Below are 24,228 nucleotides of genomic sequence, written 5' to 3' on the forward strand. Positions count from 1 at the left end.
CAATTTGCTTTTGGCTTACCTTAGATCGGCACAAACTTGATGTTGCACATAATCAGTCCAAAGTTGGCATTGCCCAAAGGTCCCGTTCCAGCACATTTCAAAGTGATTGTGGCGGCACCGTCAGCCGGCTGGGTAATATTTCCGAGTTCTACATCGGCAAAGGGGTGATTGATGGGGTCTCCTCCAAGTGTAAACTGGGTGGAAGCATTGATCATCTGTTTGAGCTGCACGTTACCAAAACTGGCATTCAGATATGTTCCTGTAACAAGAGGCACCTGCTGGAGGATAACCCGGTAACTTCCTTTTGTCAGCAGAGGGAGGGTGAAATCGATACGTCCTCCTACATTGGTAAAATTGAATTGTCTTCCCCGTTCATGTCTGGGAAAACCTGAGGTAGCATTCCCAACCGGTACTGCTGTCGTGGTTGGTGAGGCTCCCATTGTAAAAGTCATATTAGGGTTGACAACGATCTGATTAGGATCGGTTGGATGCTGTAAATTAGGATCGAAGATGAATGTTTTGCGGTAGACTTTTTCTGGAAGTGTAATACTGTTCAGTGTATAATAAATACCATTACTTGCAACAGCACCGGTAATACTACCGACCTGAACTGAACCAATCGAGAACTGCCCTCCGGTCACATTTGGAAAAGAATTATTTCCATTTGCCAGTATGGGTGCCTTGGACCGGGTGATGATGTTTTTAAATAGGTAATCCATCAATATCGCTGTATCACCCGCATACTTAACATTTTTGGGAATAAAAAAGTAACCTATGGTCGTATCCCTGCGAGTGTTGTATACTTTAGGCACAATCAGGCCATTTTGGTTTGCCCTGGCTGTCAATAGACGGGAAAGAACATCCTTTATCACCTGATTGGTAGGGATAAAAAGTGTGGAGACCGTTTTTTCATCGTCGAGCCTAACCGTATCCATATAAGTTGAGGCGATCTTATAAATAATAGGAAGCTGGTAAACTGGCTGGTTATTGGCGTTATATCCGGTGATTACATTTTTAGGGATATCAACCGTGCTTATATAACTGGAGGAAATATATGCATCGAATATTGAAAAGTCGGAATTCGAAGTTATTACTTCCCTCAGCGTCTTCGTCGGGCGGATAACCCCTCCAAGAATATATACTACCCCATTCACCGCTTTGAACTTATCAGCTTCAAGCGCTATACCATTAGCGGTTATCGCTGTGGTATTTTTGGAAAAGTTAATATGTTTACCATTGACAGCTACATAACGGCTACCATCCATATTCTCCTGCTGGATGGCAGATTGCAGGATATGCATACCGATTAGCTTTTTCAATTCCGGTGTGTTGGAACCTGTATCAATTGAACCAAATGCACCATTTCTCACCGCCAGCACAGTAAACAGATCCGTACGTCTCAGGACCGAATCATAACCCGTTTTCCTGACCAGCCCCATAAATTCAGAGAATTCAGGTTTTTGGCTTAAAAGATTGAAAATACTTCCCTCTTTAAGGTATTCCGGTTTTTTTTCATACATGTCCCATTTATTGTCTTTACAGGAGAGCACCGAAAAAATCAGCATTAAGCCCAGAAACGCAGATGGAATGTTTTTTATATTTTTTATCATCTTACTCATTTTTAATTTCTTACCGGTACCAGTTCCATGCTGTACCAAGATGTAACATTATTGGCTATGCCATCAATCCTCATCACGTGAGTCGAATTTATCGGCAGCACTACCGTACCCAACTTTCGGCGGTAGATATTATCAATCCCACCGGCTACTACATTTCCAAATGCATCTTTCGCGTCTGCCAGGTTTGTAATATCCCCCAACTGCTGCCCATCCCAGGTAAATATGGCATTTGTGACCGCCGACCCCCTCCGAAGCCCAACGTAGTTGACATAGATATCATACTCGCCTTTGAACACAAGCTTGGTGGTGAGTTCATACCAATATCCAGCGGTACCGGATGAAAGGAGAACTACATTGTCTCCAGCAAAGGCACTATTGGTAGGAGCTGTTGGTACAAAACCGGTAGAATATCCCCATTTAAGCCAGGGGATAATTTTCTGTGCCTCGGGATTATTCCCCATTAGCGGGAACTGTGCGATGAATGTCGAAACTGTACCGTTAGGCAATTTTAAACCTCTCTCACTGGGAAGACCGGCAAATAATACTTTTACCGCCACCGGTTTAACAGTATAAGTCTGGATCAGGGCGTTAACAGAATTTATGATCCCATTTTTGGTAATGATATTGCTCCTGTCAAGGTTGACTCCCACTTTAACTTCTGTTCTCACCGTGTCGGTACCCGAGAGTGATTCCACAATATGCTTATTTACAGAAAGGCCACCCGTCGTTGAGAATACCAAAAAGTTATTTTTACTTGCCGACTCCAGGTAGGTATCGGTAAAGTCGGAAATGAAATATTTTTGCTCCAGGGTATGGTAACGGACAAATACATTGAGCGAGTCTGTAGGATCGGCGTAATTTTTTGTTGTATTATAATTCTGGGAAAACCTGGCTGCTAGAGCCTCAAAAGAGGTTATATTTTCCTTTTTCAGGACAGCGTCCGGTTCCAGAAAAATAGTACGCCATTTTATTGCTGGCTTTCCGTAAACAATAGTATTCGGATCATATTCAACATTTTTCAACAGCAGGGCAGCATTTCCTGTTTTTTCAAATGCTTCCAGCATGATCGAATAGTCAGGCTGTGTTCTGAGCCAGTCGTACATGGTCAATGGAGATGGTTCCAGCACATCATCAATTGCATGAAGGACGCCATTGGCAGCCGGGATATCAAGGGTCACGATTTTAGCTGTACCGTTCAATATCGTCTGCCGTAAACCTTTTGATATATCAAACTTAATAAAAGCCCCGTTGACCGTAACAGTAGGCAATGATCCCTGTACGAACAATGAAGACATGTATTTTTCATTATAAATATGATATTTTAGCAGATTTCTGAGGGTATCCGGATTCACTTCGCTGATATTTGCAATACCCTTTCTTTTGAAATACTTTTCGAAGGCCTCATTAGTAGGGGCAAATAAAGTCATCGTGCCATATATCCTCAGGGTTTGGGATAGTTTTGTTATTTCCAGGGCCTCAGTCAGAATCGAATACGATGGCTTCCCGCTCAGGTAAACCATAATTGTGTTACCATTGGTCTCCAGGGTAAGGTTGATCGGCGCCTCTTCTTTTTTGCAGGAAAGCGCTAGCAATACGATCATTCCCAAAAGAATTTTCTTAAAAGTTGTTATTAACTTATTCATCATTTGTGAGGTTAATTATTTGTAATAAGAATTTTGGACAAGGTTCGGGTTGGCAGCTAAATCAGCCGCGTTCAGCGGGAAATACCAGCTATCGGGATTATTGATCCTCGCACCGATCAGTAACTGGTCAGATCCTGACCGGGAAGCCAATATCCTTTCGGTAAGTAGCTCTGGATGTGCGGTGTTGTCACGTAAACCGAAACGGACCAGATCAAACCAGCGTTTTCCTTCAGCAATAAACTCACGCGCCCTTTCATCAAGTATTGCATTATCCATTTCCACGGTTGTACTTACGGTTGCCATTTGCGAATCATCCACCCCAAAAGCACGGCGTCTGACCTGATTGACGAATCCGGCCGCAAGATCAAGCTGGGTCCGGTCATCCCTGTAGCGATGCGATAGTGCCTCGGCTTTCATCAGCAGGACATCTGCATAACGGTAAAATATCCATGTAGCATTGGCGTTGAAATACTTTTTCACCAAGCGTGTCGTAGGATCGTAGCTTACGAAATCGCCACCTGTTGCTGGGATTGGCCCCGGAGGTTTAATAGATGATCTATAATCAGGACTACCGATAGGATCAAAAAGATTATCTACGGTGGTATTAACAACCCAGTATTTGGCATTGTTAAAAAACCACGCATACATGCTCGTACTCTGGCCATTCAATGAACCATCAGCAAAAGTTTCGAAGATTGACTCGGAGGTTTCTCCAACGTTAAAAAGATCTCCGTATTTTGGCCCCGGCAAAAGGAAATACCTGCCTGAGGAGATTACCGCATCGCAGTTTTCGATCGCTTTGTCATAAAAGCCATTCGCAAGGTTAGAATCTTTTGCAGTCGCCCCCATCCACAGGTACACATCTGCCAAAACCGTCATGGCAGCGCCACGGGTAGCCCTAACATGCTGATAAGAGGTATTTGCATAAATCGTGGGAAGCGTATTCTTTGCAATGGTCAGGTCGCTTACAATCTGGGTCAGAATCTGTTCCTGTGTTGATTTTGCAATGTTATAGGTCTGATCGTCCCTTTCAGAAGGATTCAGAACAAGCGGTACTTCCTTAAATGTCCTGGTCAACCAGAAATAGCAAAATGCCCTAATAAAGTAAGCCTCTGCAACAAATTGCTGGGCTTCTATAACCGTGAAGTTGGGATCTTTATCCGGAATGCCGGGTATATTCTTAATAGCTTGATTTGCTTCATTAATAATCCGGTAAAAAGAAGTATAGCTGGTGGTAACATCAGTCTCTGACACCAAATAACTGTCAACATTTTCTTTGAAAACTTCTTCGGCCCTAATTACGCCAACATTGGTGGTCAATAACTCTCCCCTGATTTCCCCCCAATATATATAGGCTTCCATTGGCGCAAGTTTTGTAGCAGAGGCCGGACTAACGGCTCCAGCGGTCCAGTTGTCCCTGCTACAGCCCAAATTTGAGTACAATCCACCGATGGCACCCAATGCCTGGGATCTGTTTTTCCAAAAATTTGCGGCAATGATCCTCCCTTCCGGGGGAACATCCAGGAATTTCTTACACGAGATATCAGCAAAAGCGCAAAGTGCAAGCAACAAAAAAAAGGTCTTTTTATATTTTGTTTTCATAACTATTCCATTAAAATCATTAAAAAGTTATCAGAGCTGCCAGTGTAAAAACCAGTGGATTCGGTGTCTGGCTTCTGTCACGCCCTGTACTGAACGGATCATTTCCATTCATGCTCACCGTCGGATCCACCCCTGTATATTTGGTGAGCAGAAAAGGATTCGAAGAGGTGAAAGTAAGCCTTGCAGTCCTTAAAGAAAGTCTGGCTAAAAGCTTCTTAGGGATATTGTAGGTGAGAGAAAGTGTATTCATCCGCACATAGGAACCATCTTCTACAAAGCGGTCACTGCCTACCCAGTTATGTCCAGCACCCAGCAAAGCCCTTGGGATATCGGTAACATCCCCTTGCTTTCTCCATCTCCGCATTACTGCCGACGACTGGTTATTGTTATTATACATATTAGTTGAATTCATCTGTGCCTCATTTACAATATCTACCCCATAGCGGTAGGTGAATGTGGACATCAGTTCCCAATCCGAGTAACCTAAGCGGAACATAAATCCACCATAAACTTTAGGGACAGCATTTCCAATTGCAGTAACATCCTGTTTATTGATAATACCGTCCTTGTTGAGATCTTCATAGTTTGCATCACCTCCCGTAAAAATTTCACCTGTAGAGTTCAGCCACCTGATCGGAATTTTTTGGCCGTTAAAATCGGTGACATATTTACCCGCATCGTCTTTAACAAATGCATCTTCATCCCTTGAATAAACCCCTTTGTATTTTAGGCCGTAAATTGTTCCTATCCTGTCACCAACATTTACCAATGACATGAATTTCCCATTGTCAAAGGCGCTCGCATTAATAACCGGAAGATTGTTTGGTAAAGCAGTGATCCTGGTATTGCTCGAAGCAATATTAAAAGAAGCCTGAAGCCTCCATTTTTTTCCGCGGATAGCGTTTGTAAAAACTTCAAGTTCATAAACTTTACCCTCCATATCACCAAAATTCGTCTGTATGCTTTCAAATCCGGAAGTTCCGGTTATTGGCTGATTGAGCAATAAATCCCTGGTCTTGATATTGCTCCAGTCAGCAGAAACACTTAATTTTCCATTGAAGAAGAGTATATCAGAGCCAATATTAACAGAAGTTGATTTTTCCCATCTTAGGTTGGTAAGCTCAATATTATCAGGCACAACTCCCTGTATATCCGCGAAAGCTGCATTTGCCGAATAGGTTAGCAGATTGGACTGTCCATTTTGTGGTGCACGTCCGGTAATGCCCCAGCTTCCACGAAATTTTAAGTCGGTAAGCCAATTTTTGGTTCCCTTCATGAACGCTTCAGAAGTAGGTCTCCAAAATGCTGACACAGAAGGAAACGTACCATACATATTATTTTTTCCGAAAGTAGAACTTCCTTCACGATTGATCGATCCCATTACCGAAAACTTATCAGCGTACTGATAGACAGCCTGCCCAATGAGCTTGGTCTCACGCCTGGTAAATTTATACGAACCAATATTATTGATGTAATCAGTAGAGTAGCCTGCTTCCAGATATTCTGAGGGTGTATTCCTTCCATTTATAGTGATACTGGTCGTAGTTTCACTGCTGATGATCGAGGAAAATAAACCCTGAAAAGTGTGTTTGCCACTCGAATAGCTATAATTCAGATCGTTTTTTATATTGATCCGGGAATAATTCTGGGGAATAACACTTCCTGTATTAACCTGATCACTAGCGCTCAGCAACAGATTTGTCCGTCTGAAATAATCTGCTCCAGAGGCGGTTAGAGGTAAAAATTTATCACTTCTCCCACCCTGAAAAGAGTTGGCGACCTGACTGATAATCTGCAAGCCCTTAATTGGGTTATAGCGAAGAAAAACACTCGCGTCCAAACGGTCTGCCTTATTGGTACTGATTCCGTTATCAACGAGAGCCAGCGGGTTTTTTAAATCATTCTGAAATCCTGATGTTCCCGGGACAAAATAAGTGGCTAGGGGATTCCCATATTGATCCTGGGTATAAACCGGCAATACCGGGGCTTTTCTGACTACGATATCACCAACATTTTCTATCGTACTTGCCTTGTTCTCATTTAGATAAGAAAAATTGCTACTGAACCTAAGTTTATTCGAGATTTTATAATCAAAGTTAAAGCGGCCCGTGAGTCTTTTATAATTGGTGTTAATTACCGGGCCAGTATCATTTAAATATCCCATACTGACGCTATAACTGGTAGCTTCCCCCCCACCCAGAATGCTGGCCGTTGTACTCTGGGAAAAACCCCGCTTCATGTTGATCACATCCGGCCAGTAGGTATTGTTATTATAATTCTCATAATCTATGGCCCCACGTTCTAAAAATAATTTCCCGATTGCACTGGAAACCAGATCAATACCCGTGGTTCCGTACTTATTTTGATAAGCCTCCAGCATCATTGTTTTATATTCATCGCCGTTTAATAGGGGAAAAGGCCTTTGGGGAATCTTGATCTGGGTAATAGAATTAATGGATATGGATGGGGCATAATTGTTTCCTCTTTTGGTTCTGATTACAATAACACCATTGGCACCATCTGAGCCATATACTGCGGTAGCTGCTGCATCCTTTAGAATATCTATTGATGCGATATCTGAGGGGGAAATCCCTACCAGATCACTAAGACCCTGGGGATTATTTGCATCTACATCTGTGCCCGCAGGGGATTTATACGGAACATCATCTACCACAACCAATGGCTGGGAATTCAGGCCAAGCGAAGTTGCCCCCCTGATCTGTATAGAAGAACCCGACCCGGGACTTCCATCGTTCATCGAAATGAGTAATCCGGATGCTTTTCCTTCCAATAATGCATCGATAGAAGTTGCAGGCACATTTTCAAGATCTTTCATATCAATCCTGGAGGAAGCACTGGTCCGGTTCTTTCGTTCTATATTTAAAAAGCCACCGCTATTGGTCTTAACATTGCCAGTAATTTCGACAATGCCCAAAGAATTTTCGCTGTCCTCAAGGGAGACATTGATTACTTCTCCCCTTATGGCCCTTGATACGGATTTGAGTCCGACCATTGCAAAATGCAGGGAATCTTTCGTGTCGTTTATTTTGATCTGGTAATTCCCGTTCTGATCGGAAACAACACCGTTTACCAATCGGTTATCCTTGTTTTTTTCGGTTATCGTAGCACCTGGAAGTGGTTTTCCGGTTGCTTTTTCTGTAATCTTACCTCTTACGATTGTTATCTGTACTGCGGAACTTTGCGCACTTAACTTTTGTGCCATCATCAATAACGCAATGAAGGCCACCGCTCTAAAAAAATACTTTTTTAAAATCATTATCCCTATCGTTAGTATTGTGAAGTAAATGCGTTATCTATAATCTGGACGATCCCGTCCCTGGCAATACGGTTCTGGGGATAAAGCATTGGATCGGTCTTAATTACTGTAGCAGAAACTGTCCCGTTAGAGGTTACTCTTAAAAAACCAGAATAGGAAATATTCAATTTGAGATAATTAATGTTTGCCGGCGTTGAGTTTGGCGACTGCTTTCTGGTATTATAAATTCCCGTAATCTTTCCGTCAGTAAAAATTTGCTGGTCGGACACAAAAAAGTAGCTGATGTACTGGGCGATCCTTTTCCTTTCAGCTTCTGTCAAAACCACTCCCGCCGGGAGCGGTGTAACCGGGAGAAGTCCCGAATTCTGGGCAGCGGTAATAGCTTCATTAGAGGGAACAAATAGAGTCAGCTTTTTATTGGCATCTACCTGTGTAATGGTTCCTCCAAAATCTTTTGTAAGAATGCCGGCAGCAGTGCATAGCTCCTTGAACTTACGGTATTGGGGATTAACCTGTGGAAATGCGGTAATCAGACTACTTGCTGAATTGATCAGTTCGAAAATAGACTGTCTTGGATTATATATCAGTTTGTCAACCCCGTGAAAATAACCGTTAACCTGCTTCAAGTCTTTATCGATATTCACATTTACAAGAGTATCTGCCTCACTACCATGTAATGAACCATTTTGGATTGCAAGAAAGCTGCCATTCTGAGTAGCATAAAAATGATCCTGCCCATCCCCTATGACACTTGTCCTGATTTCATTATTGGGAATGATCCCGTTACCGATGATGGCTGATAATTCTGTTAAAGAAACCAGTTCCTCAACATTCGATGTATTTTTCCTGTAGAAGCCCGGTTTTGCACCTGCCGCCAGTGGAGTAGTTGTATAGTAGATCCCACGTTTTAAAAAAGCCTCGTTTGTCGGTGCAAAAACAGTGAACTTTGCTGTTGGGGAAAGCAACTGATTTATTAAATTGGTAGTCACCAGTGCTTCTGCGAAATACCAATACTTTGGTGCAAAAAATGATGGGCCTCCAACTGTAGTAAAAGCGGCAGGTTCAACGACTTTATTTGTCGTATAGAAAATCCCGTTACTTTTCATTTGGATGGATTTGATATCTCCCTTTTCAAGAACAATCTTATCCCCAAGCGCACTAAGCGCTTGTCCGCTAGCAATCTTTGACGGCCAGTAGGCAGTCGAGGATACCTGTGACTTGTACAACAACTGTAAGGTGTGCATCGGAATAGAATCTTCCTGGTTGTAAAAATTCTTCAGTAACTTATTCTGCAGGTATTCTGTGAACGCGCTCTTCGAAGGGATATAAGCTGTCAGTGCCAAAGGCTTTTTTGCAGCATCAACCGGATTCTCCTGGTCAAGATTGGCATCAGTTGCATAGTTGCGCGTCCATAAAGAATCTGTGATACCGTCTCCGTTTATATCCCCGCGGTTACCCTGTGCAATTGTTGCCGCGTTATTGTAAGTATAGCTGGTAAAGTATCTTTTTAGAAATTTATTGTATGCGCTGAATTCAGGATTGCTATCGAGTTCCTGCGCAATATTATTGGGAGGGCTGAGTACCCTGTCCAGCACATGTATAACCCCATTCCCGGAAGATACATCTCTTTTTATTACAGAGGCTGCCATTACATTCATTCCCGACGCTGCGTCTACCGCAGATCCCGGGCCATATACCTCGGCATAATCCTGGGCAGTGACATTATAATAGGAAAAAAACTGCGGGGTGTAAACCTGGAGCATCTTGCTGGGATAAAAGATCATCTTTTTTGCAGCAGCATCATAATAGGTACTGCTTGCCTTGGTTTCATATTTATAGATCTCGTAATTCGTCTTAGTAATTCCCGGATTAAGAAAATTACCCTGAAATAACATCCATTTCATGATATGATAATTAACAAGATCCTTTACCGTTTCGGCAGGCATCTCCTCTATTGACTTATAGGTCGTTTGCGTTTCAAAATATTTTGCAAAGGCAGCATTGTCAGGTGCCATTATGGTAAATAGACCAGAAGAGTTTAATTCTTCCTTCAAGCCCGGCACACGATCAATTGCCGAAACGAAAATCGAAAGTGTAGGATCTTGGGATAATTGGAGATAAAGCTGAGCTGCCTGTCCGGGTGGCGGGTCGTAGAATTTCCCATATTCCTTTTTACATCCGTTTAGGATTATACAAAAAAAGTACAATAATAGTAGTTGTTTCCTCATAATTATTATTTGGTTAAATTGAGACAATAGATATCGACTGTCGATCCATACAGGTGGTATGGAACTCCGGTTTTATTTTCACCTAAAGCGTAAAGCTTTCAGTGTAAGAGTATCTGCTTTGGTCATTTTAGTTTGTTTGATCTGGTTAGAATCTGAACACAAATCAATTATTATTCCTTAAAAAAAGCTTAAAATTGTCTTAACTCTGATTTTTTTTTACCTCTTTTTAACTGCAGAAAATAGTCTTCAGGTGGTTTTCATAAAAAAGTGGCCTGTTAATATCAGGGCGCATTTTTTTAAAAAAAATAACGTATTTACAATTTTGAAAATTTTATATTTTTTTTCATTAGTGATGCCATTATGAAGGCTCAATACGGTAAAAAATACAAATTTTTCCAATTTGGACTGAGAAGAAAGACAAAAACATACAATTATCGAACAGTTGGCAACCACAATTCAAGCTTATCCGGGAGAGAAATCTTTTTTAGAACCAACCCTGGTTAAAGGCTTGGTACTGGCCGGGCAAAGTCCTGATCAGGAATCCCCTAAACAGATACGGATTGACAATAACTATCTTCCCATTAAGTGGAGAATTGGTTATTAGAGGATTTAAACAAGCAAGCCTGGGAACCAATGTGGTTCCCAGGCTTGCTGTGTAGATAAGCACACTTTCTGGAGAATCAGCCAATGCAGGCCTTATCGAAGTTGTATCCTATTGATCACTATTGATGTGAAGTGGGATGGGTCGCAGTATAGGGAATCTGTCCCTTTATCATTTTGCCTCCATCATTTGTCAGTCTTAGATAGAAATCAGATGAAAGGGCAACACCATCCGCGTCTAAATTAAGAAAATATTTACCTGCTGGTGCCATTGAAGCATTTTCTGCGGTCTTAAAAATTTGTGTTGCCTCATTTAACTCATCGAACATCGAAATGTAAACACTTTTTACATTTGCATTTTTTGCCGCTGCAAACTGGGACCACATAAAGTCTCCATGCAATCTTTTAATTTCATTTTTCGGTTTAGAGGGATTGTCGCTGTTAAATGAAAATCCAGGATAGATATCCGCCTGATAATCTTTTCCATTTGCATTGCACCAAGCTACATCAGCGCTATAGGCGGGCGGAAAGTTTCCTGTTCTTCCGACGTACCAGGCCATGATCATATCGCAGGCCAGATAAGCAGGAGCATCCGCAGTATCCGTAGAGAAATCACCCATTGTACCTCCGATTACGTAACAACCGTGGGCTTTGAACCAGTTGATTTTATTTACCCACTCGCTTGTGATTCCACGCCCATCCTTTCCTACTCCCCAGAAACATACGACCGGTTTGCCATTCTGTTTGGCATATGCTGAGGATGCGGTATGCTGCTGCATTGAATTCGTCCAGTCAGCCTCACACGGTGTATTGCTGTTGCAATCATACATGATATAAAATTTACGGCCATAGACTTCCGCCGAATTCCTCACTTTGGCAACGATCTGATCGAATTGATTTTTTTTGGCTCCGGCATCAAGATAACTACCAAACCGTTGTAAAGCGACACAGTCGATGCCATATTGTTGCATCCATTGCAAATGTTTTGCAATGGTCTGCGAACTCCATGAAGAGAACATTTTGGCAGGAGTTCCGTTGCCGAGATTTCCGGTATACCCCGGCTGGGTTACCCCGTTCTGCTTAAATGGCGTTCCCGAATAGGTATAAAGATATTCCCTCACATCGGGCCAGGCCTCTAGATTCATGTGCTGCCAAGAGTTCAATGGTGCCCCGTCACCAGCGGCACCAAACCATCCCTGATACCCCGTCGTTACTTTTCCAACTACGTCACCTACGGGAGAGGCAAGGGTTGTCGGGCCACCACCGCTGAGGCTTACTTTACCAGGCCCCTGGACAACATCAACTCCTGCTTTTTTCTGACAGGCCACCAAGCCTATAAAAAGTGTGGAGCAAAATGCAAATTTCTTTGCTGCACCAATAAAACTTCCACCGGGAAGTTTTGAATACTGCTCATTGTTTTTCATAAAGATTAATTTAAGTTATAAAATAGGATAATTGAATATTTTTAACGTACATGGAACAATAGGATTTTTGCCGGACCGTCACAATTGGGAGTTAATCCTTTTTCCCAAGGGTTTATGGTTATGATGTAAATATGGCTGCCGAAATATATAATTCTAGCAATGTCGGTAAAGGCCAGTAATATGTTAAGGTCCAAGGATATCTGAAAGCACCTCAATTAATCAACGTGATAGTTTTACTACCCATTTTCCTTACTAGTCCTTGATAAATTTTATTCCTTTATCTTTACCAATATTGATAAAATAATACCCTGATGATAATTTACTAACATCCACAGCGCCAGAAGTCTTTGCTTTGAGCACCACATTGCCCGTGCGGAAATCCCTGATGACCACGTTACTGCTTTCCTTTAATCCCCATATATTCAATGTAGCGCTAACCGGATTTGGGTAAATCATGATTCCTGTTCCCGTTACCGTTTCAGGCGGTGTAATACGCTCTGCGTTACTGTTCGCTGCAAATGTATTAAAGGCGAGTTGTGAGGGGGCAGTCTCCACTTTGCAAGAAGACATCTGGTCGTTTGCATTTGGACTCAGGTTCAAAAATACCGGCGTGTCATATGTCAGTATCCAAGAGGTGCCCGTAAAGTTATCTCCTGAATACATAATTACCCTGCGCCCGCTCGGCACTCTTGCCGAGGAAGCCCAGTCGTTAGCAACCCCCTTTGATGCCAACTGCGCCTGGGTATAATTTCCTACCGGCATTGCCTGACCTGCAGTGCCGCCATAATTGGTATTCTGGAAAAAACTCACTTCGGTTGCCGTTTGTTGCCAACTATTACCCGTAAGGGACGGGGATGGAAAAGTAGCCGTACCATCATTTTTAAAAGCGGTCTGGCCAGATTTAAGTTGCGTTACCGTATTGTAATTAATTACCGCACTTCCCGTGGCACCGGACATGATATAAAAACCGGTCGCCGCTGGATTAATAACGATGTTGCTTGTTAGGGTAACATTAAATTTTTTGATTGCTATTGCTTTATTCGCAAAACAATCAATAATCGTATTCTCCTGAACCACACCAGTCGTGCCATCATTGATAAATATAGCCCCCTGTGCAGCGCTCCTAAATCCCCCGCACCGGATCAATAGATTATTTTTGACCGTCACCGATTCACAGGGATTTGCATCAACCCCAAAAGTTGAGAGAACAATACCTGAAAGATCCGCGTTATCGGTGATCAGGTTATTCTGCAAAAGTGAATTTCTTCCACCCGCGACGCGGATACCATTGGCATAGATAGTGGCTATGGAAGAGTTGTTGAGAATTTTGGTATCTACCATATTTCCGGCAGTACCACCACCGTTGCCTGCATTAATTGCAATGCCATCATCAGCACAGCCCCTCACATAGTTGTTCTGGCAGGTCAATCTCAACCCTGCATTATTAGCTTGTACCGATGAGCCGTTATTTAAATTAATTCCATCCGCCCAGTCATTTGATGCCCTACAATCCTTGATAGTTCCATCTGTACCACTGCACCAGAATCCAGCACCTACATTATGAACCCAGACCCTTTCTACAAGCCAGCCCGCAGATCCCTGCACGGTCATACCATAGTCGTGGCCATGGGCAAGGTCGCGGCCGGTCTCATTACCGAAGATATAAACATCACGTATCGTGCAATTGGTCAGGCTCCATTTATGACGTCCCCCTATTATCCGTTGCAGGGTTGTATACCACATACCCGCACCACTAATGGTAATTTCGGAAGCATCAATGGCTTTACTCGTTTTAAAATTGCCAACAGGTATCCACATGCCTTTCTTTAGTCTTTCGCAGTCATCGATGCATGCCAGGAAGGCATCCGAATCATCGGTAGCATCACCGGATGTAGCACCGTAGTCCATCACAGAGAGTGTATTTGCAGGCTGGGTCCGCGGAGCACCAACATTCTCCAGATCGAACATATCGATATAGTAAAACGCGGCAGTGTTAGCAGCGTCTTTTTTAAGGGTAATCGTGCTCCCGGGAGCAATGGCTGCCCCGGTGATCCAGGCGCGGAATTCATCATAGAAGCGATGTGGCGTACCTGCCGATGGATCATTAATGTTCCAATTCTGAGCTACCCCATATTGCCAGCTATATTTGGAAGTCATGGTGATTGCCTGACGAAATACACCATCAATATAGAGATTCACCGAAGCATCAATTCCAAACCCGGTAGGCGCATCCGGAATGGATCCCCGGATAACGATTGTATTTGCACTGATCCCAGTGTCGTTCACCCAGCTTACCGACTCCCCTGTAGAATTGAGTTCAACGAATGACCGCCCTGATGCCTCCAGTTCGGGGGTAGGCTGGCTGGGAAGCGTTGTCATTGTACGTATGGTTGCTCCTCCCGCCAGGGTACCGGATTCAGCTTCGATTGATTTAAAAGGTGTAGTCGCACCTTGGGCTGAAACCCTGGTTGCCATGCTTATGAGCAACAGCAGCCCAAATATGAAAATTAATGCTAAATAGTTTTTTTTCATGTGATTGAATTAATTAGTTGCAGGAAAGCTTGTGTTTATTAAAAATTTACCAGGTTAAAATAGTTTATCGCTAAGGAGCCAGACATAATTTTCAACCTCACAGTATGTGCGCTATTGGTTGTTATAGATTTCGTCCCAGCATCGACCGTGGTATATACCCCGCTACCAGAAACCGGTAGGTTAACTATCGGCAAATCTATACCATCGACATTAAACCGAATTGTAGCAGCCTGGTTTGAAGAATACCTGAGCTGAAATTTCGAATTACCTGCTCTAAAAGGTATCTCTCTCCATTCCATCCATTCATTGGCCTGCGCGGCGGTTACATGCCAGCCCCCCAAGACATCACCTGTCTTGACTACATCAATATCACCATCACGGAAAGTTCCTCCACTATTCCCGGGAGTAACATCACTATAAAAGTCGCAACCCTCCGCTTCCACCTTTAAAGTTGTCGGAAAGGGATCATTGGAATAACCCCGGACGATATTGATTCGCTGGTTTGGATAATCATAATAAGTAACATCCTTGTTCCTGAAGATCGCCGCGTTCTCCGAAACATCGGTAAACCCTTCCAGTAATGTCAATACTGCTCCAGCACCTTTAGTACCATTTAGTGTGGTAATGAAGCGTTGACCGTGATTGGCGTCGATAAACATATTGGTAGCACCTTGGACCACCCGAAAACCAGGAACTCCTGACCCTACTTTTACCCCATTAAAAGTATAGAGCGTATGGGGGTTTGCCATCGTAAACCAATTGTGCACCGCATCTGTTACAGCGGGATCATTAACCGTAGGATCACGGTCAATCCATGACTTGTCAATAACCAGATAGGGGTTCTGACTGAAAGTCGCCTGAAACTGAGCCCGTATATATTGTAAGATCTTTTTTAAATTACCATTACCATAATTATCGGCCCAATTTGTAGTTACACTCCAGAAAAATACGACAGGTCTGCCATTATATTTAAACCGTTTGGCATCAGGTATATTTTGGAAAGCAGTTTTAATATTAAGATCCCAGATGTATTTGTAGTTGACAGTATTGCCGCAATCAAATTTTGGACTGGTTGGCTGGTAGCCCTGACCGTTATCCACATTCCGGTTTGCGGCCCATGAAGATGGGCAATCATCAAAAATTGCCAGCTTAAATTTGTTTGCAACACCACGGCGATCCATTGCCTGGACCAGATTGACAAGCTTTCTGGGATCACCATGATCAACCGTGGGAACATTGGGGCTATACCCACGACAATTCGCCGCCAGAAAATCCTGTCCACTATAAGCGAATTCTTCAACCAGATTATCCCACCAGTCATTCTCTGTTGCCGAGGACTTATACAAAGGGAGGTTATAAAGTATATTACCGGCGGGACTTGGATTTTGGCCTCCACCAGAACGTACCGTCCCGTTAAAACCAACAACAGATCCTATAAATTGGGTGGCGACAACATCTTTGTCCACATCGCCAGATGATTCTTCGGCTAACTTCAAATCGGACGATGGTCCCGCACTAATTTCTTTTTCTTGTTGAGTTTTGGCACAGCCTGCCAGTAAAGAAAAAATAGCTGATAAAACGAAGATGTTGAATGGTCTCATTTTTCAAACTCTAAATTTATAAATGGTTAGACAGATATGTAACGGGTGGAATAAGCTCTGGTTGTGGTGGCAGATTAATTCTGGTAAAAAATCAAACCACAGATTAGAATTACCTTATCTATAAAGGATGAACGGATAACTCCGCCCATCCTAACCATTAACCAATAAACCTAATCCGATATATAACCGATAAATATCAATAGGCCCTTAAGGTGCCTGAAAAGCCCATTGTTGGCTATTGGTACCTGCATCACTCCATATCTGGATAAGGGCGCCTGTAACTGTTGAATTACTGGCTACCTCCATCAATTTATTGCTTTGAACACCTTTAACGGTGTAATAACCTCCTGAAGTTGGTGTAATAATCCATTTTTGATTATTACCGCTTGTAGAAGTATAAAGCTGAAGTTTTGCACCATCCGCAGAAGATTGACCAGAAACATCAAGTGACTTTCCACTTTGCAGCCCTACAATCCTATATTGTCCACCTCCAAGGTCTGTCACCGTCCAGCGTTGATTATTCTGACCATTATACGTCCATTGCTGAATCGATGTTCCGTTAATTATTCCCTGTGCCTGGGCATCGATTGCCAGACCGCTGTTCCGGTTTATTATTTTGTAAGTTCCATTGGCAAGCGCAGGGCTTCCACCTAAATAAGGCGCCAGAATCGGTTTCAGCAAGTTGGCTGCTTTAATATGACCACTGACGTTAGGATGCAGCCCATCTGAATAATCCGTTGAAGTTAACCAGCCAGTGGTATTTATGTAATGGACTTTAGTGTCCCCTGCTGCAATTCTTGCATTCACAGCCGCTAGTGTCGGGGTAGCTTTTACGCCAATAAAAGTTCTCATCACAAATATCTCTGCGTTGACGAATTTAGCACGGATATTTGCCAAAAAGGTAGTATAATTATTTTGAAAGATGTTATCAGGCACAGATTGGTTATTATCGTTTGTACCTAGATTTACAACAATCAATTTTGGAGTATATTTTGTGAAATCCCAGTTTGAAGAAGATGGATATGAAGGATTTTGCAATTTAAAATACTGAACATCCATACCTGGATTCGTAGTATAACCACTTACAAGGGTGACACCCGGATAAGCAATCTGTGTATGCTCGGCACCCAAGGCTTCTGAACACACCCAGCCATAGGCTGACACATTAGCCTGACCGCCCGAACCTGCAGCGTATCCCGCTGTAATTGAATCGCCGATATATTCGATAATATTTCCAGAGACATCGGGAACACTTGTAGTTGCACCCGCATCCAATATGAATCCTTGAAAATTAAACACATAGTTGTAGTCTTTTCCCTGGGCAACAGTGACCGTATGTGTACCATTAACCAGTGGACTGGGTGTCAGGTTAATCGTACCATTGGCATTCAGGTAGCTTATCCAGGCACCATTGTCAATTTTAGCGTAATAATTAGTGGCCGTACCTACTTTTATTTTAACAGTCGTACCCGTGAATTTTACCCGAACATATGCTCCGCCCCAATAACTTACATATTGAGACGAATTGCTCGAATCCCATCTTCCAAAATATCTGATATTTGAATCACTAGGATCTCCAGATCCGGCCAGGGCAGATAAAGCTTGCTTGGTACTGCTTTCTGAAATAGATTTTATCCCAGGGGAAGCCATTGACGGCTCTTGAGAGATTTTACTACAGTTACATAATAAAGTGACCATAGAGAGGCATGCGAATAATTGAAAGACCATTTGTTTGACAACTTGAATTGGTCTGGAACAGAGATGTCCGAATCCAGGAAACAGCAATTGCCATCCCCCATGTGGTTTTGTAATTTTGTCTATCATATTTGGTTATGTTTTAAAGGCAATGAACCGTATTGCCAAAACACAAAACTAATTTCAAGTCTTAAAAAAAGCTTAAAAAAAAAATAATCGGCATTTAATCATAGATTTTTATGCTCTTAATTTTATTTTTCCCCTTTTCAGCTTATCCCAGCATAGAAATATTATTTGTTTTTATTAAAAAAACAGGAAACGATTTTACTACAAAAAGGATTTTTTGCGATAAAAAATGCTATTCTCCGAGTAATTAGGCCATTTTTAAGTTGTAATTAATGGTTCAGCATATACTTGCACTTTAGATAGAGTGCGGGTTCTTTTAACGCTGATCTTGATAATGTGAAAAGTTTAATCTCATTGCCTAAAATGATAAAAGTCTAATAAAAAATAATTCTCATGATTAAAACACCATCCCAGCAACGATATGAATCGATGCAATACCGCCGTTGTGGTAACAGCGGAATTAAACTGCCGTCAATTTCCCTAGGACTCTGGCATAATTTCGGACATGTCAACCAAATTGAAAAAGCTAAACAGATCATCACCTCTGCATTTGACCAAGGTATAACCCATTTTGACCTTGCAAATAACTATGGCCCGCCGCCAGGCTCTGCAGAAGAGGTTTTCGGAAAGATTCTCCATTCAGAATTTAAAGACTACAGAGATGAAATGATAATTTCCAGTAAAGCAGGCTATACTATGTGGGATGGGCCATATGGGGACTGGGGATCAAAAAAATACCTTGTCTCCAGCTTAGACCAAAGCCTAAAAAGAATGGGATTGGATTATGTGGATATATTCTATCACCACAGGCCCGATCCGCAGACACCTTTAGAGGAAACGATGGCTACACTCAGTCTTTTGGTAAGGCAGGGTAAGGCACTTTATGTTGGGATTTCAAATTATGGTCCAAGTGAAACCCAAGACGCTATTTCCATGTTACGGGAAATGGGAACTCCGTGCCTGATCCATCAAGTGAAATATTCCATGTTGGAAAGGTCGGCTGAGAAGGGATTGTTGGAGGTGCTAGAGAAAGAACGCACTGGTTGTATTGCCTTTTCGCCACTTGCACAGGGCCTATTAACAGACAAATATTTTAATGGTATCCCAGCGGAATCAAGGATTGCAAATAGCGGGATTTTTCTCAAACAATCTGACCTTAACCAGTCGAACATGAGAAAGGCGGAACAACTCAACCAGCTTGCATTATCGAGGGATCAGAAACTTTCACAGATGGCCCTCTCTTGGTTACTGAAAGATCAAAGGGTCACCTCGGTACTTATTGGTGCCTCCAGTACCCAACAAATTGATGAAGCAGTCGGGGCTGTTAAAAATAGTTATTTCGACAATGACGAACTTAACCGGATCAACCAGATACTGGATTCAAACAAAAATGTCGCTTTATAATACCTCATGTGTAGGCGCTATTCAACTAGTGGCCGGTCAAAACCGACTTTTCCCTAAAATAATTTCGTTTAAATTTTCTTTAGCGGGAGCGATTGCTCTCGCCAAAGAAGATTATTGCCTTCCCTATCGATTCGCCAAATTTGTCAGTATAAGGGGCTCCTTATAACTTTAATAGCCAAATAAAATTATCTTGAGTGGGCGGGTGCTGATTTTAATCCAACAGTGTTTACGGTAATTACGGAATATATATGATTAACATTATCCTTGGGCCAAAAATCCACAAAGCGCATTTCGGGAACAGGATTTGCAGGTGCATCGTTATACGAATTTGTCCATCCAGCCTGAAACATAGGACGTACAGCAAACCTCACCAGGTTTACTGAAGGGAGATTTGCTAATTCCTGTCCATCTTTCATTATAATGAAATGATGGATACCGCTTTCCAAATCGGCTTCCGCGCTCCAGGTGATTTCGGTTCCCTTATCGCCAAGATCCTTTATCTTTAGGTCAAATGGTGCTGGAGGGGGGGTAGTGTCACTAACTCCGCCAGTTTTGATAAATTCATCCCAAAGCTTGCCCACTGTCTGGCTTGGCAACCAAATAGCAGAGACTGGGTCACCTTTAAAACTGGAATTCAAAATAACGTCTCCACCATTAACGGGAGCAAGCCAGGATTTTTCCATCACAATTGGCTTAAGTGTCTGGTTTATATCACCAGGGCCAGCAAGACGGAGCTTCATAACAGCATCCAAAAACGGAATAGCCAGATAACGGCTATTTCCTGTCCAGTGCCCTGTGAGGGGATCGCTGATAAAAGCAATGGGCGCATTTCTTTTACGGTAATCGATAAACTTCTGCATCTGGCTGGCACCGATACCAGCTTTTTCCTGTATTCCTGAGTTGCAGACTGTAGGAACAGCATAGGCGGCGGCGGGTATGCTCACCTCGGGAAATTCAGTCCAGTTTGTTCCCATAGATGCTGCACCCGACCGGAGCCAAAGGGCGGCCACTCTATCCGGATGTAGCATGGTCATTACGTCAGACCAAATTGCCCCTCCCGAATGTCCCCATAATACCCAAGGTATTCTATCCAGTTCAGGATGACCTGATTTTGCGGCAAATTCCTTGAGCGCAGTTAAAAAAGTTTTTTCGGATCCCCTTCTAGGATCGAACCAAAGCATTGCGCCTCCATTAGCAACACCGGTTTCATTGCTGAGCACATGATAGGTCGGTACCAAAAATGCACAATCCCATTTTTTTGCCAGTGCCTGCCAATGAAGGTCATGGACGCCATCTTCAGAAGTCTTTGCAGCGATGGTTCCAGCCCCATGCTGATGCACAACAATACCACGGATAGTTTTAACCCCTTCCGGAATCCACAAGGCATAGCTAACAGCCAGCTTCATTGTATTTTCTTTGCTCAATGCCGGATATTCTATGCGAAGATATTGCGCACAAACAGGATTATTCATTAACCCAAGCACACATGTGATAAGGATAATGCCTACTATGGGAGACAAAAAGACCCTATATATCATTTTTACTATTTTAATTTCTTACCAAGACTAAAAATCGGGATGGATTTCTTTTTGTAACACATAAAATTGAGGGAAATATTAGAATTGCAAAATTTCACGCTATCCGTCCCACACAATTGGTTGTTTTTTTAACGAGCCGACTTAATTATAGTTCAAAAAAGATTTGGGATCAGCCATGATCCCAAATCTTAATCTAATTATGGTACTGTAACTGTTTTTACAGTGGTATAATTATACTTTTTAAAAGTATCATTTACCCTCATTCCAACCCTTATATAATAGGTTGTAGAATATTTCATTGGGGAATTTGTAGTTAATGTGATTTCAGTATTCTCAGCAGGAAGGACTGTAACCAAAGAATTTCCGGGATCAAAATTATTGTTCCCCACATATTGTGTAGTCGATACGAATAACCTATAATCAGTAGCAGCTGGCTTGGTAACTCCATTAGGTGCTTCATTTCTTACATACTTAAACTTCACCGATATTTTTTTATCTGTTGTAAGGGTCGGTTCCCCAATCCAATCAAGATCTACATAGGGCGTTACCTGAAAATTATGGGTTGTTGTTCCGTTTATTTCAACTTCTTGCGCAACTGTCGGATAAAATGGGCCTTCAATGACATTGAGACGATATCTACCTGCAAATAGTTTGTTATTGATGTAAGATCCATCCTGCTTGATATTTAGATCCTGCGGCACTGGTGCACTACTCCAACTCAGCTCTTCCAGCCTGACCTTGGTATTTCCCTGCCCTTGTTCTGCTTGCATGTTTCTCCCCTTGTTATCAAGAATTGTTCCTTGCAAAGTTGCAGCCGGAGCCTCGAAATCATCAATTTTGCATGAATGCAGTAATGACATCCCAGCAAAAAACAGCAGCATAATTAATATCTTTTTCATACCTGATTTTCGTAATGGTTAATATTGTTCGTTTTGTTTCAATTTAGGATTTGAGGCGATTTCCGCGCTTGGGATCATCTCATAATAATACTTGGTTGCAACCGTAAACCTTGCATTCCGTTCATCATACCTGGCATCGAAAATATATTTACCCTGGATGTAATCAGGTGCAAGTGGCGCAGATCCCTTCGCAAAAAGGAAAGGATTTAGTTTTCTCCAGATCCTCTGGTTAACCTCCAAATCGATGGTTCTCCAACGAAGCATGTCCCACCATAGGCCGTGTTCAAAAGCAAGCTCCTTTCTCCGCTCAATTCTGATAATCTGCAAGCCACGTGTCGGTGCAAGTACATAAGATCCTACCCCCGTCCCAGGAGCCAAGGGTGCTGATGATGACAATTCCCCAGCTGAAGTTAATAAAACAGCCCCAGCCCTGTCCCGAATTGCATTAATCTGAAGGTAAGCATCGTTTAAAAGATCAACACCATCTACATTAGATACTCCATTCTGGTAAAGTTCCAATGCAGCTTCTGCACGGTTAAGCAATATTTCCGCATACCTAATTTCGATCCAGGGCGTTGTTGAAAAATGCAACTTAGTATCCGCAGCCAGCATTTTCGGATCCAGATATTTACGTCCATGAAACCCGGTAACCGTGGCATTGTTGGCCGAGGTTGGTCCGTCAAGGCCTGTAGGATTTATTGACTGGCCTGTTGAAAGTACAATCGGAGTCTGGCTGTTCCAGGTTCCGGCCTGTTTTACATTATTATAAAAAGGATTTGAGGTGTAGGCGGCCGTAGAACCCTCCGGTACCAGTTTTTGTATCGGTACAGCAGGATCAACGCTCTCAATGAATGTACCGCGGCGGAGATCAGTGCGCAGGCCTTTAAATGGTTGGCCAGGCAATAGTACCGTACCTCTTAAACGGGGCTCACAATTTTCGAAAAGCGCCTCTACAGAATTATAGACGATATAACTTCCGTCAGGCTTTGTGGTTTGGATTTCGCCCTTGGCATTTTTGGGTAAACCATCAAAAAGCTCCACGAAATCAAGGGTCGGATTATACCTGTCTCCGTAGGTTGAGGTCATATGAGGGGGAGAATAAACCGCATCGAAACTATGTACATTTTCAAGAACAGAATATCCCTTTGAAAAAATTGTCTCGGGACTCGAAGCATCGAGAAAAAGAGACGCAAAATTATCTGCAGTTGCCACTTTATCTGTAGGTGACCAGGTTTTCTTATAAAGGGAATATTTGCCCTCGATCATTTTAGCAGCCTGGTAGCTCAATTTAAAGTAATCATTCGCTTTTGCGGCCGGAATCCCATTGAGCATTACCCCATCTACAATATACTGTTTTCCGTAACGGGCTTTTGATCCGGCAAAAAGAGCTACCCTTGATTTGAACGCAGCAGCAATATTTTTATTAACACGGCCTTTCTGCTCACTCGTTTCACCCATATTTGCAATCGTATAATCAAGATCAGAAAGAATCTGGTCGTAAACCTGCTGTTCGCTACTGCGTGGAATCTGCAGTTCTTCGACACTGGCATTCAAAGATTGTACCTGGGTAGTAATGGGTACCCCGCCATAACGTCTTACCAATGCAAAATAGGTGTAAGCACGGATAAAACGAGCTTCAGCAATCCATCTGTCTACCTTGGGCTGCGTCAGTGTTGCGGCGTATTTTGGCAATTGTTCTATCAAATAGTTTGAATATCGGATAACCAAATAGCCATTTTTCCAGTAAGCTTTAGCAGGATTTACAAAACCACCATTATTCCTGTTGGCATTTTCACCGGTGTTTAGCATCGGCAAAGCAATTTGGTCCCAGGTATTGAATCCATCGTCACCTGTAAGGGCGCTATATTTAAAATCCTCTATAGGCATGCGGCTATAAAGTGAGGCCATATAGGCCTGCATACCCGCATCATTAAACAAATCTTTATCCTGAATAATATTTACAGGATCTATATCCAGTTTATTACAAGCGCACATCACTCCAACAAGGAGCATTACCGCGATATATTTTAATTGTTTCAT

General features: G+C 42.5%; 14 protein-coding genes. 2 read left to right on the plus strand and 12 right to left on the minus strand.

The window, feature by feature from the left end:
- Positions 1-20: 20 nt before the first annotated feature.
- From DRW42_RS09725 to DRW42_RS09745, 5 genes are read right to left on the minus strand one after another with little or no spacing between them, the layout of a single operon-like run.
- Positions 21-1,610, minus strand: coding sequence for a fasciclin domain-containing protein (locus DRW42_RS09725; protein ID WP_158544307.1), 1,590 nt, complete (start codon positions 1,608-1,610; stop codon positions 21-23).
- A gap of 11 nt (positions 1,611-1,621) precedes the next feature.
- A complete protein-coding gene (locus DRW42_RS09730) occupies positions 1,622-3,262 on the minus strand; it encodes a fasciclin domain-containing protein (RefSeq protein WP_158544308.1) in 1,641 nt (546 codons plus the stop codon).
- Between the two features lie 15 nt (positions 3,263-3,277).
- Positions 3,278-4,864 (minus strand): RagB/SusD family nutrient uptake outer membrane protein, encoded by a 1,587-nt coding sequence (locus DRW42_RS09735; protein WP_113948633.1) that lies wholly within the window; start codon positions 4,862-4,864, stop codon positions 3,278-3,280.
- Positions 4,865-4,883: 19 nt separating this feature from the next.
- Positions 4,884-8,141: a SusC/RagA family TonB-linked outer membrane protein gene (locus DRW42_RS09740; protein ID WP_113948634.1), complete on the minus strand. Its 3,258-nt coding sequence runs from the start codon at positions 8,139-8,141 to the stop codon at positions 4,884-4,886.
- An 11-nt stretch (positions 8,142-8,152) separates the two neighbouring features.
- Positions 8,153-10,369: a fasciclin domain-containing protein gene (locus tag DRW42_RS09745; protein ID WP_113948635.1), complete on the minus strand. Its 2,217-nt coding sequence runs from the start codon at positions 10,367-10,369 to the stop codon at positions 8,153-8,155.
- Positions 10,370-10,811: 442 nt separating this feature from the next.
- Here DRW42_RS09745 and DRW42_RS28735 point away from each other — a divergent pair, with 442 nt between their 5' ends.
- Positions 10,812-10,973 carry a hypothetical protein gene (locus DRW42_RS28735; RefSeq protein WP_158544309.1) on the plus strand — a complete coding sequence of 54 codons (162 nt, stop codon included), beginning with the start codon at positions 10,812-10,814 and terminating at the stop codon, positions 10,971-10,973.
- A gap of 118 nt (positions 10,974-11,091) precedes the next feature.
- On the opposite strand, the gene DRW42_RS09750 is transcribed toward DRW42_RS28735, so the two are convergent.
- From DRW42_RS09750 to DRW42_RS09765, 4 genes are all read right to left on the minus strand, one after another.
- On the minus strand, positions 11,092-12,393 hold the full coding sequence (locus DRW42_RS09750; RefSeq protein WP_113948636.1) for a glycoside hydrolase family 99 protein: 1,302 nt from the start codon (positions 12,391-12,393) through the stop codon (positions 11,092-11,094).
- 252 nt (positions 12,394-12,645) lie between these two features.
- The gene (locus DRW42_RS09755) at positions 12,646-14,868 is read right to left on the minus strand and encodes a right-handed parallel beta-helix repeat-containing protein (RefSeq protein ID WP_147243706.1); all 2,223 of its coding nucleotides are present in this window, start codon (positions 14,866-14,868) and stop codon (positions 12,646-12,648) included.
- Between the two features lie 95 nt (positions 14,869-14,963).
- Complete coding sequence (locus tag DRW42_RS09760; protein ID WP_113948638.1) at positions 14,964-16,526, minus strand: DUF5010 domain-containing protein; 1,563 nt, start codon at positions 16,524-16,526, stop codon at positions 14,964-14,966.
- A 207-nt stretch (positions 16,527-16,733) separates the two neighbouring features.
- Positions 16,734-18,176, minus strand: coding sequence for an RICIN domain-containing protein (locus DRW42_RS09765; protein ID WP_158544310.1), 1,443 nt, complete (start codon positions 18,174-18,176; stop codon positions 16,734-16,736).
- Positions 18,177-18,740: 564 nt separating this feature from the next.
- On the opposite strand from DRW42_RS09765, the gene mgrA reads away from it, so the two are divergent.
- Positions 18,741-19,751, plus strand: a complete 1,011-nt coding sequence (gene mgrA, locus DRW42_RS09770) for an L-glyceraldehyde 3-phosphate reductase (RefSeq protein ID WP_113948640.1) — start codon at positions 18,741-18,743, stop codon at positions 19,749-19,751.
- Positions 19,752-19,936: 185 nt separating this feature from the next.
- Here the strand turns inward: mgrA and DRW42_RS09775 are convergent, their stop codons facing one another.
- From DRW42_RS09775 to DRW42_RS09785, 3 genes are all read right to left on the minus strand, one after another.
- Positions 19,937-21,223 (minus strand): alpha/beta hydrolase family protein, encoded by a 1,287-nt coding sequence (locus tag DRW42_RS09775; protein ID WP_147243707.1) that lies wholly within the window; start codon positions 21,221-21,223, stop codon positions 19,937-19,939.
- 263 nt (positions 21,224-21,486) lie between these two features.
- The gene (locus DRW42_RS09780; RefSeq protein ID WP_113948642.1) at positions 21,487-22,188 is read right to left on the minus strand and encodes a DUF3823 domain-containing protein; all 702 of its coding nucleotides are present in this window, start codon (positions 22,186-22,188) and stop codon (positions 21,487-21,489) included.
- Between the two features lie 18 nt (positions 22,189-22,206).
- Positions 22,207-24,228, minus strand: a complete 2,022-nt coding sequence (locus DRW42_RS09785) for a RagB/SusD family nutrient uptake outer membrane protein (protein ID WP_113948643.1) — start codon at positions 24,226-24,228, stop codon at positions 22,207-22,209.

Source organism: Pedobacter miscanthi, assembly GCF_003315595.1.
Taxonomy (GTDB): Bacteria; Bacteroidota; Bacteroidia; order Sphingobacteriales; family Sphingobacteriaceae; genus Pedobacter; species Pedobacter miscanthi.

Excerpts from the sequence above, each read along its gene's own strand:
- DRW42_RS09785 (WP_113948643.1), bottom strand. The coding sequence starts at position 24,228 with ATGAAACAATTAAAATATATCGCGGTAATGCTCCTTGTTGGAGTGATG.
- DRW42_RS09745 (WP_113948635.1), bottom strand. The coding sequence starts at position 10,369 with ATGAGGAAACAACTACTATTATTGTACTTTTTTTGTATAATCCTAAAC.
- DRW42_RS09775 (WP_147243707.1), bottom strand. The coding sequence starts at position 21,223 with ATGAATAATCCTGTTTGTGCGCAATATCTTCGCATAGAATATCCGGCA.
- mgrA (WP_113948640.1), top strand. The coding sequence starts at position 18,741 with ATGATTAAAACACCATCCCAGCAACGATATGAATCGATGCAATACCGC.
- DRW42_RS09740 (WP_113948634.1), bottom strand. The coding sequence starts at position 8,141 with ATGATTTTAAAAAAGTATTTTTTTAGAGCGGTGGCCTTCATTGCGTTA.
- DRW42_RS09765 (WP_158544310.1), bottom strand. The coding sequence starts at position 18,176 with ATGGCTTCCCCTGGGATAAAATCTATTTCAGAAAGCAGTACCAAGCAA.
- DRW42_RS09760 (WP_113948638.1), bottom strand. The coding sequence starts at position 16,526 with ATGAGACCATTCAACATCTTCGTTTTATCAGCTATTTTTTCTTTACTG.
- DRW42_RS09755 (WP_147243706.1), bottom strand. The coding sequence starts at position 14,868 with ATGGCAACCAGGGTTTCAGCCCAAGGTGCGACTACACCTTTTAAATCA.
- DRW42_RS09725 (WP_158544307.1), bottom strand. The coding sequence starts at position 1,610 with ATGATAAAAAATATAAAAAACATTCCATCTGCGTTTCTGGGCTTAATG.
- DRW42_RS09780 (WP_113948642.1), bottom strand. The coding sequence starts at position 22,188 with ATGAAAAAGATATTAATTATGCTGCTGTTTTTTGCTGGGATGTCATTA.
- DRW42_RS09730 (WP_158544308.1), bottom strand. The coding sequence starts at position 3,262 with ATGAATAAGTTAATAACAACTTTTAAGAAAATTCTTTTGGGAATGATC.
- DRW42_RS09735 (WP_113948633.1), bottom strand. The coding sequence starts at position 4,864 with ATGAAAACAAAATATAAAAAGACCTTTTTTTTGTTGCTTGCACTTTGC.
- DRW42_RS09750 (WP_113948636.1), bottom strand. The coding sequence starts at position 12,393 with ATGAAAAACAATGAGCAGTATTCAAAACTTCCCGGTGGAAGTTTTATT.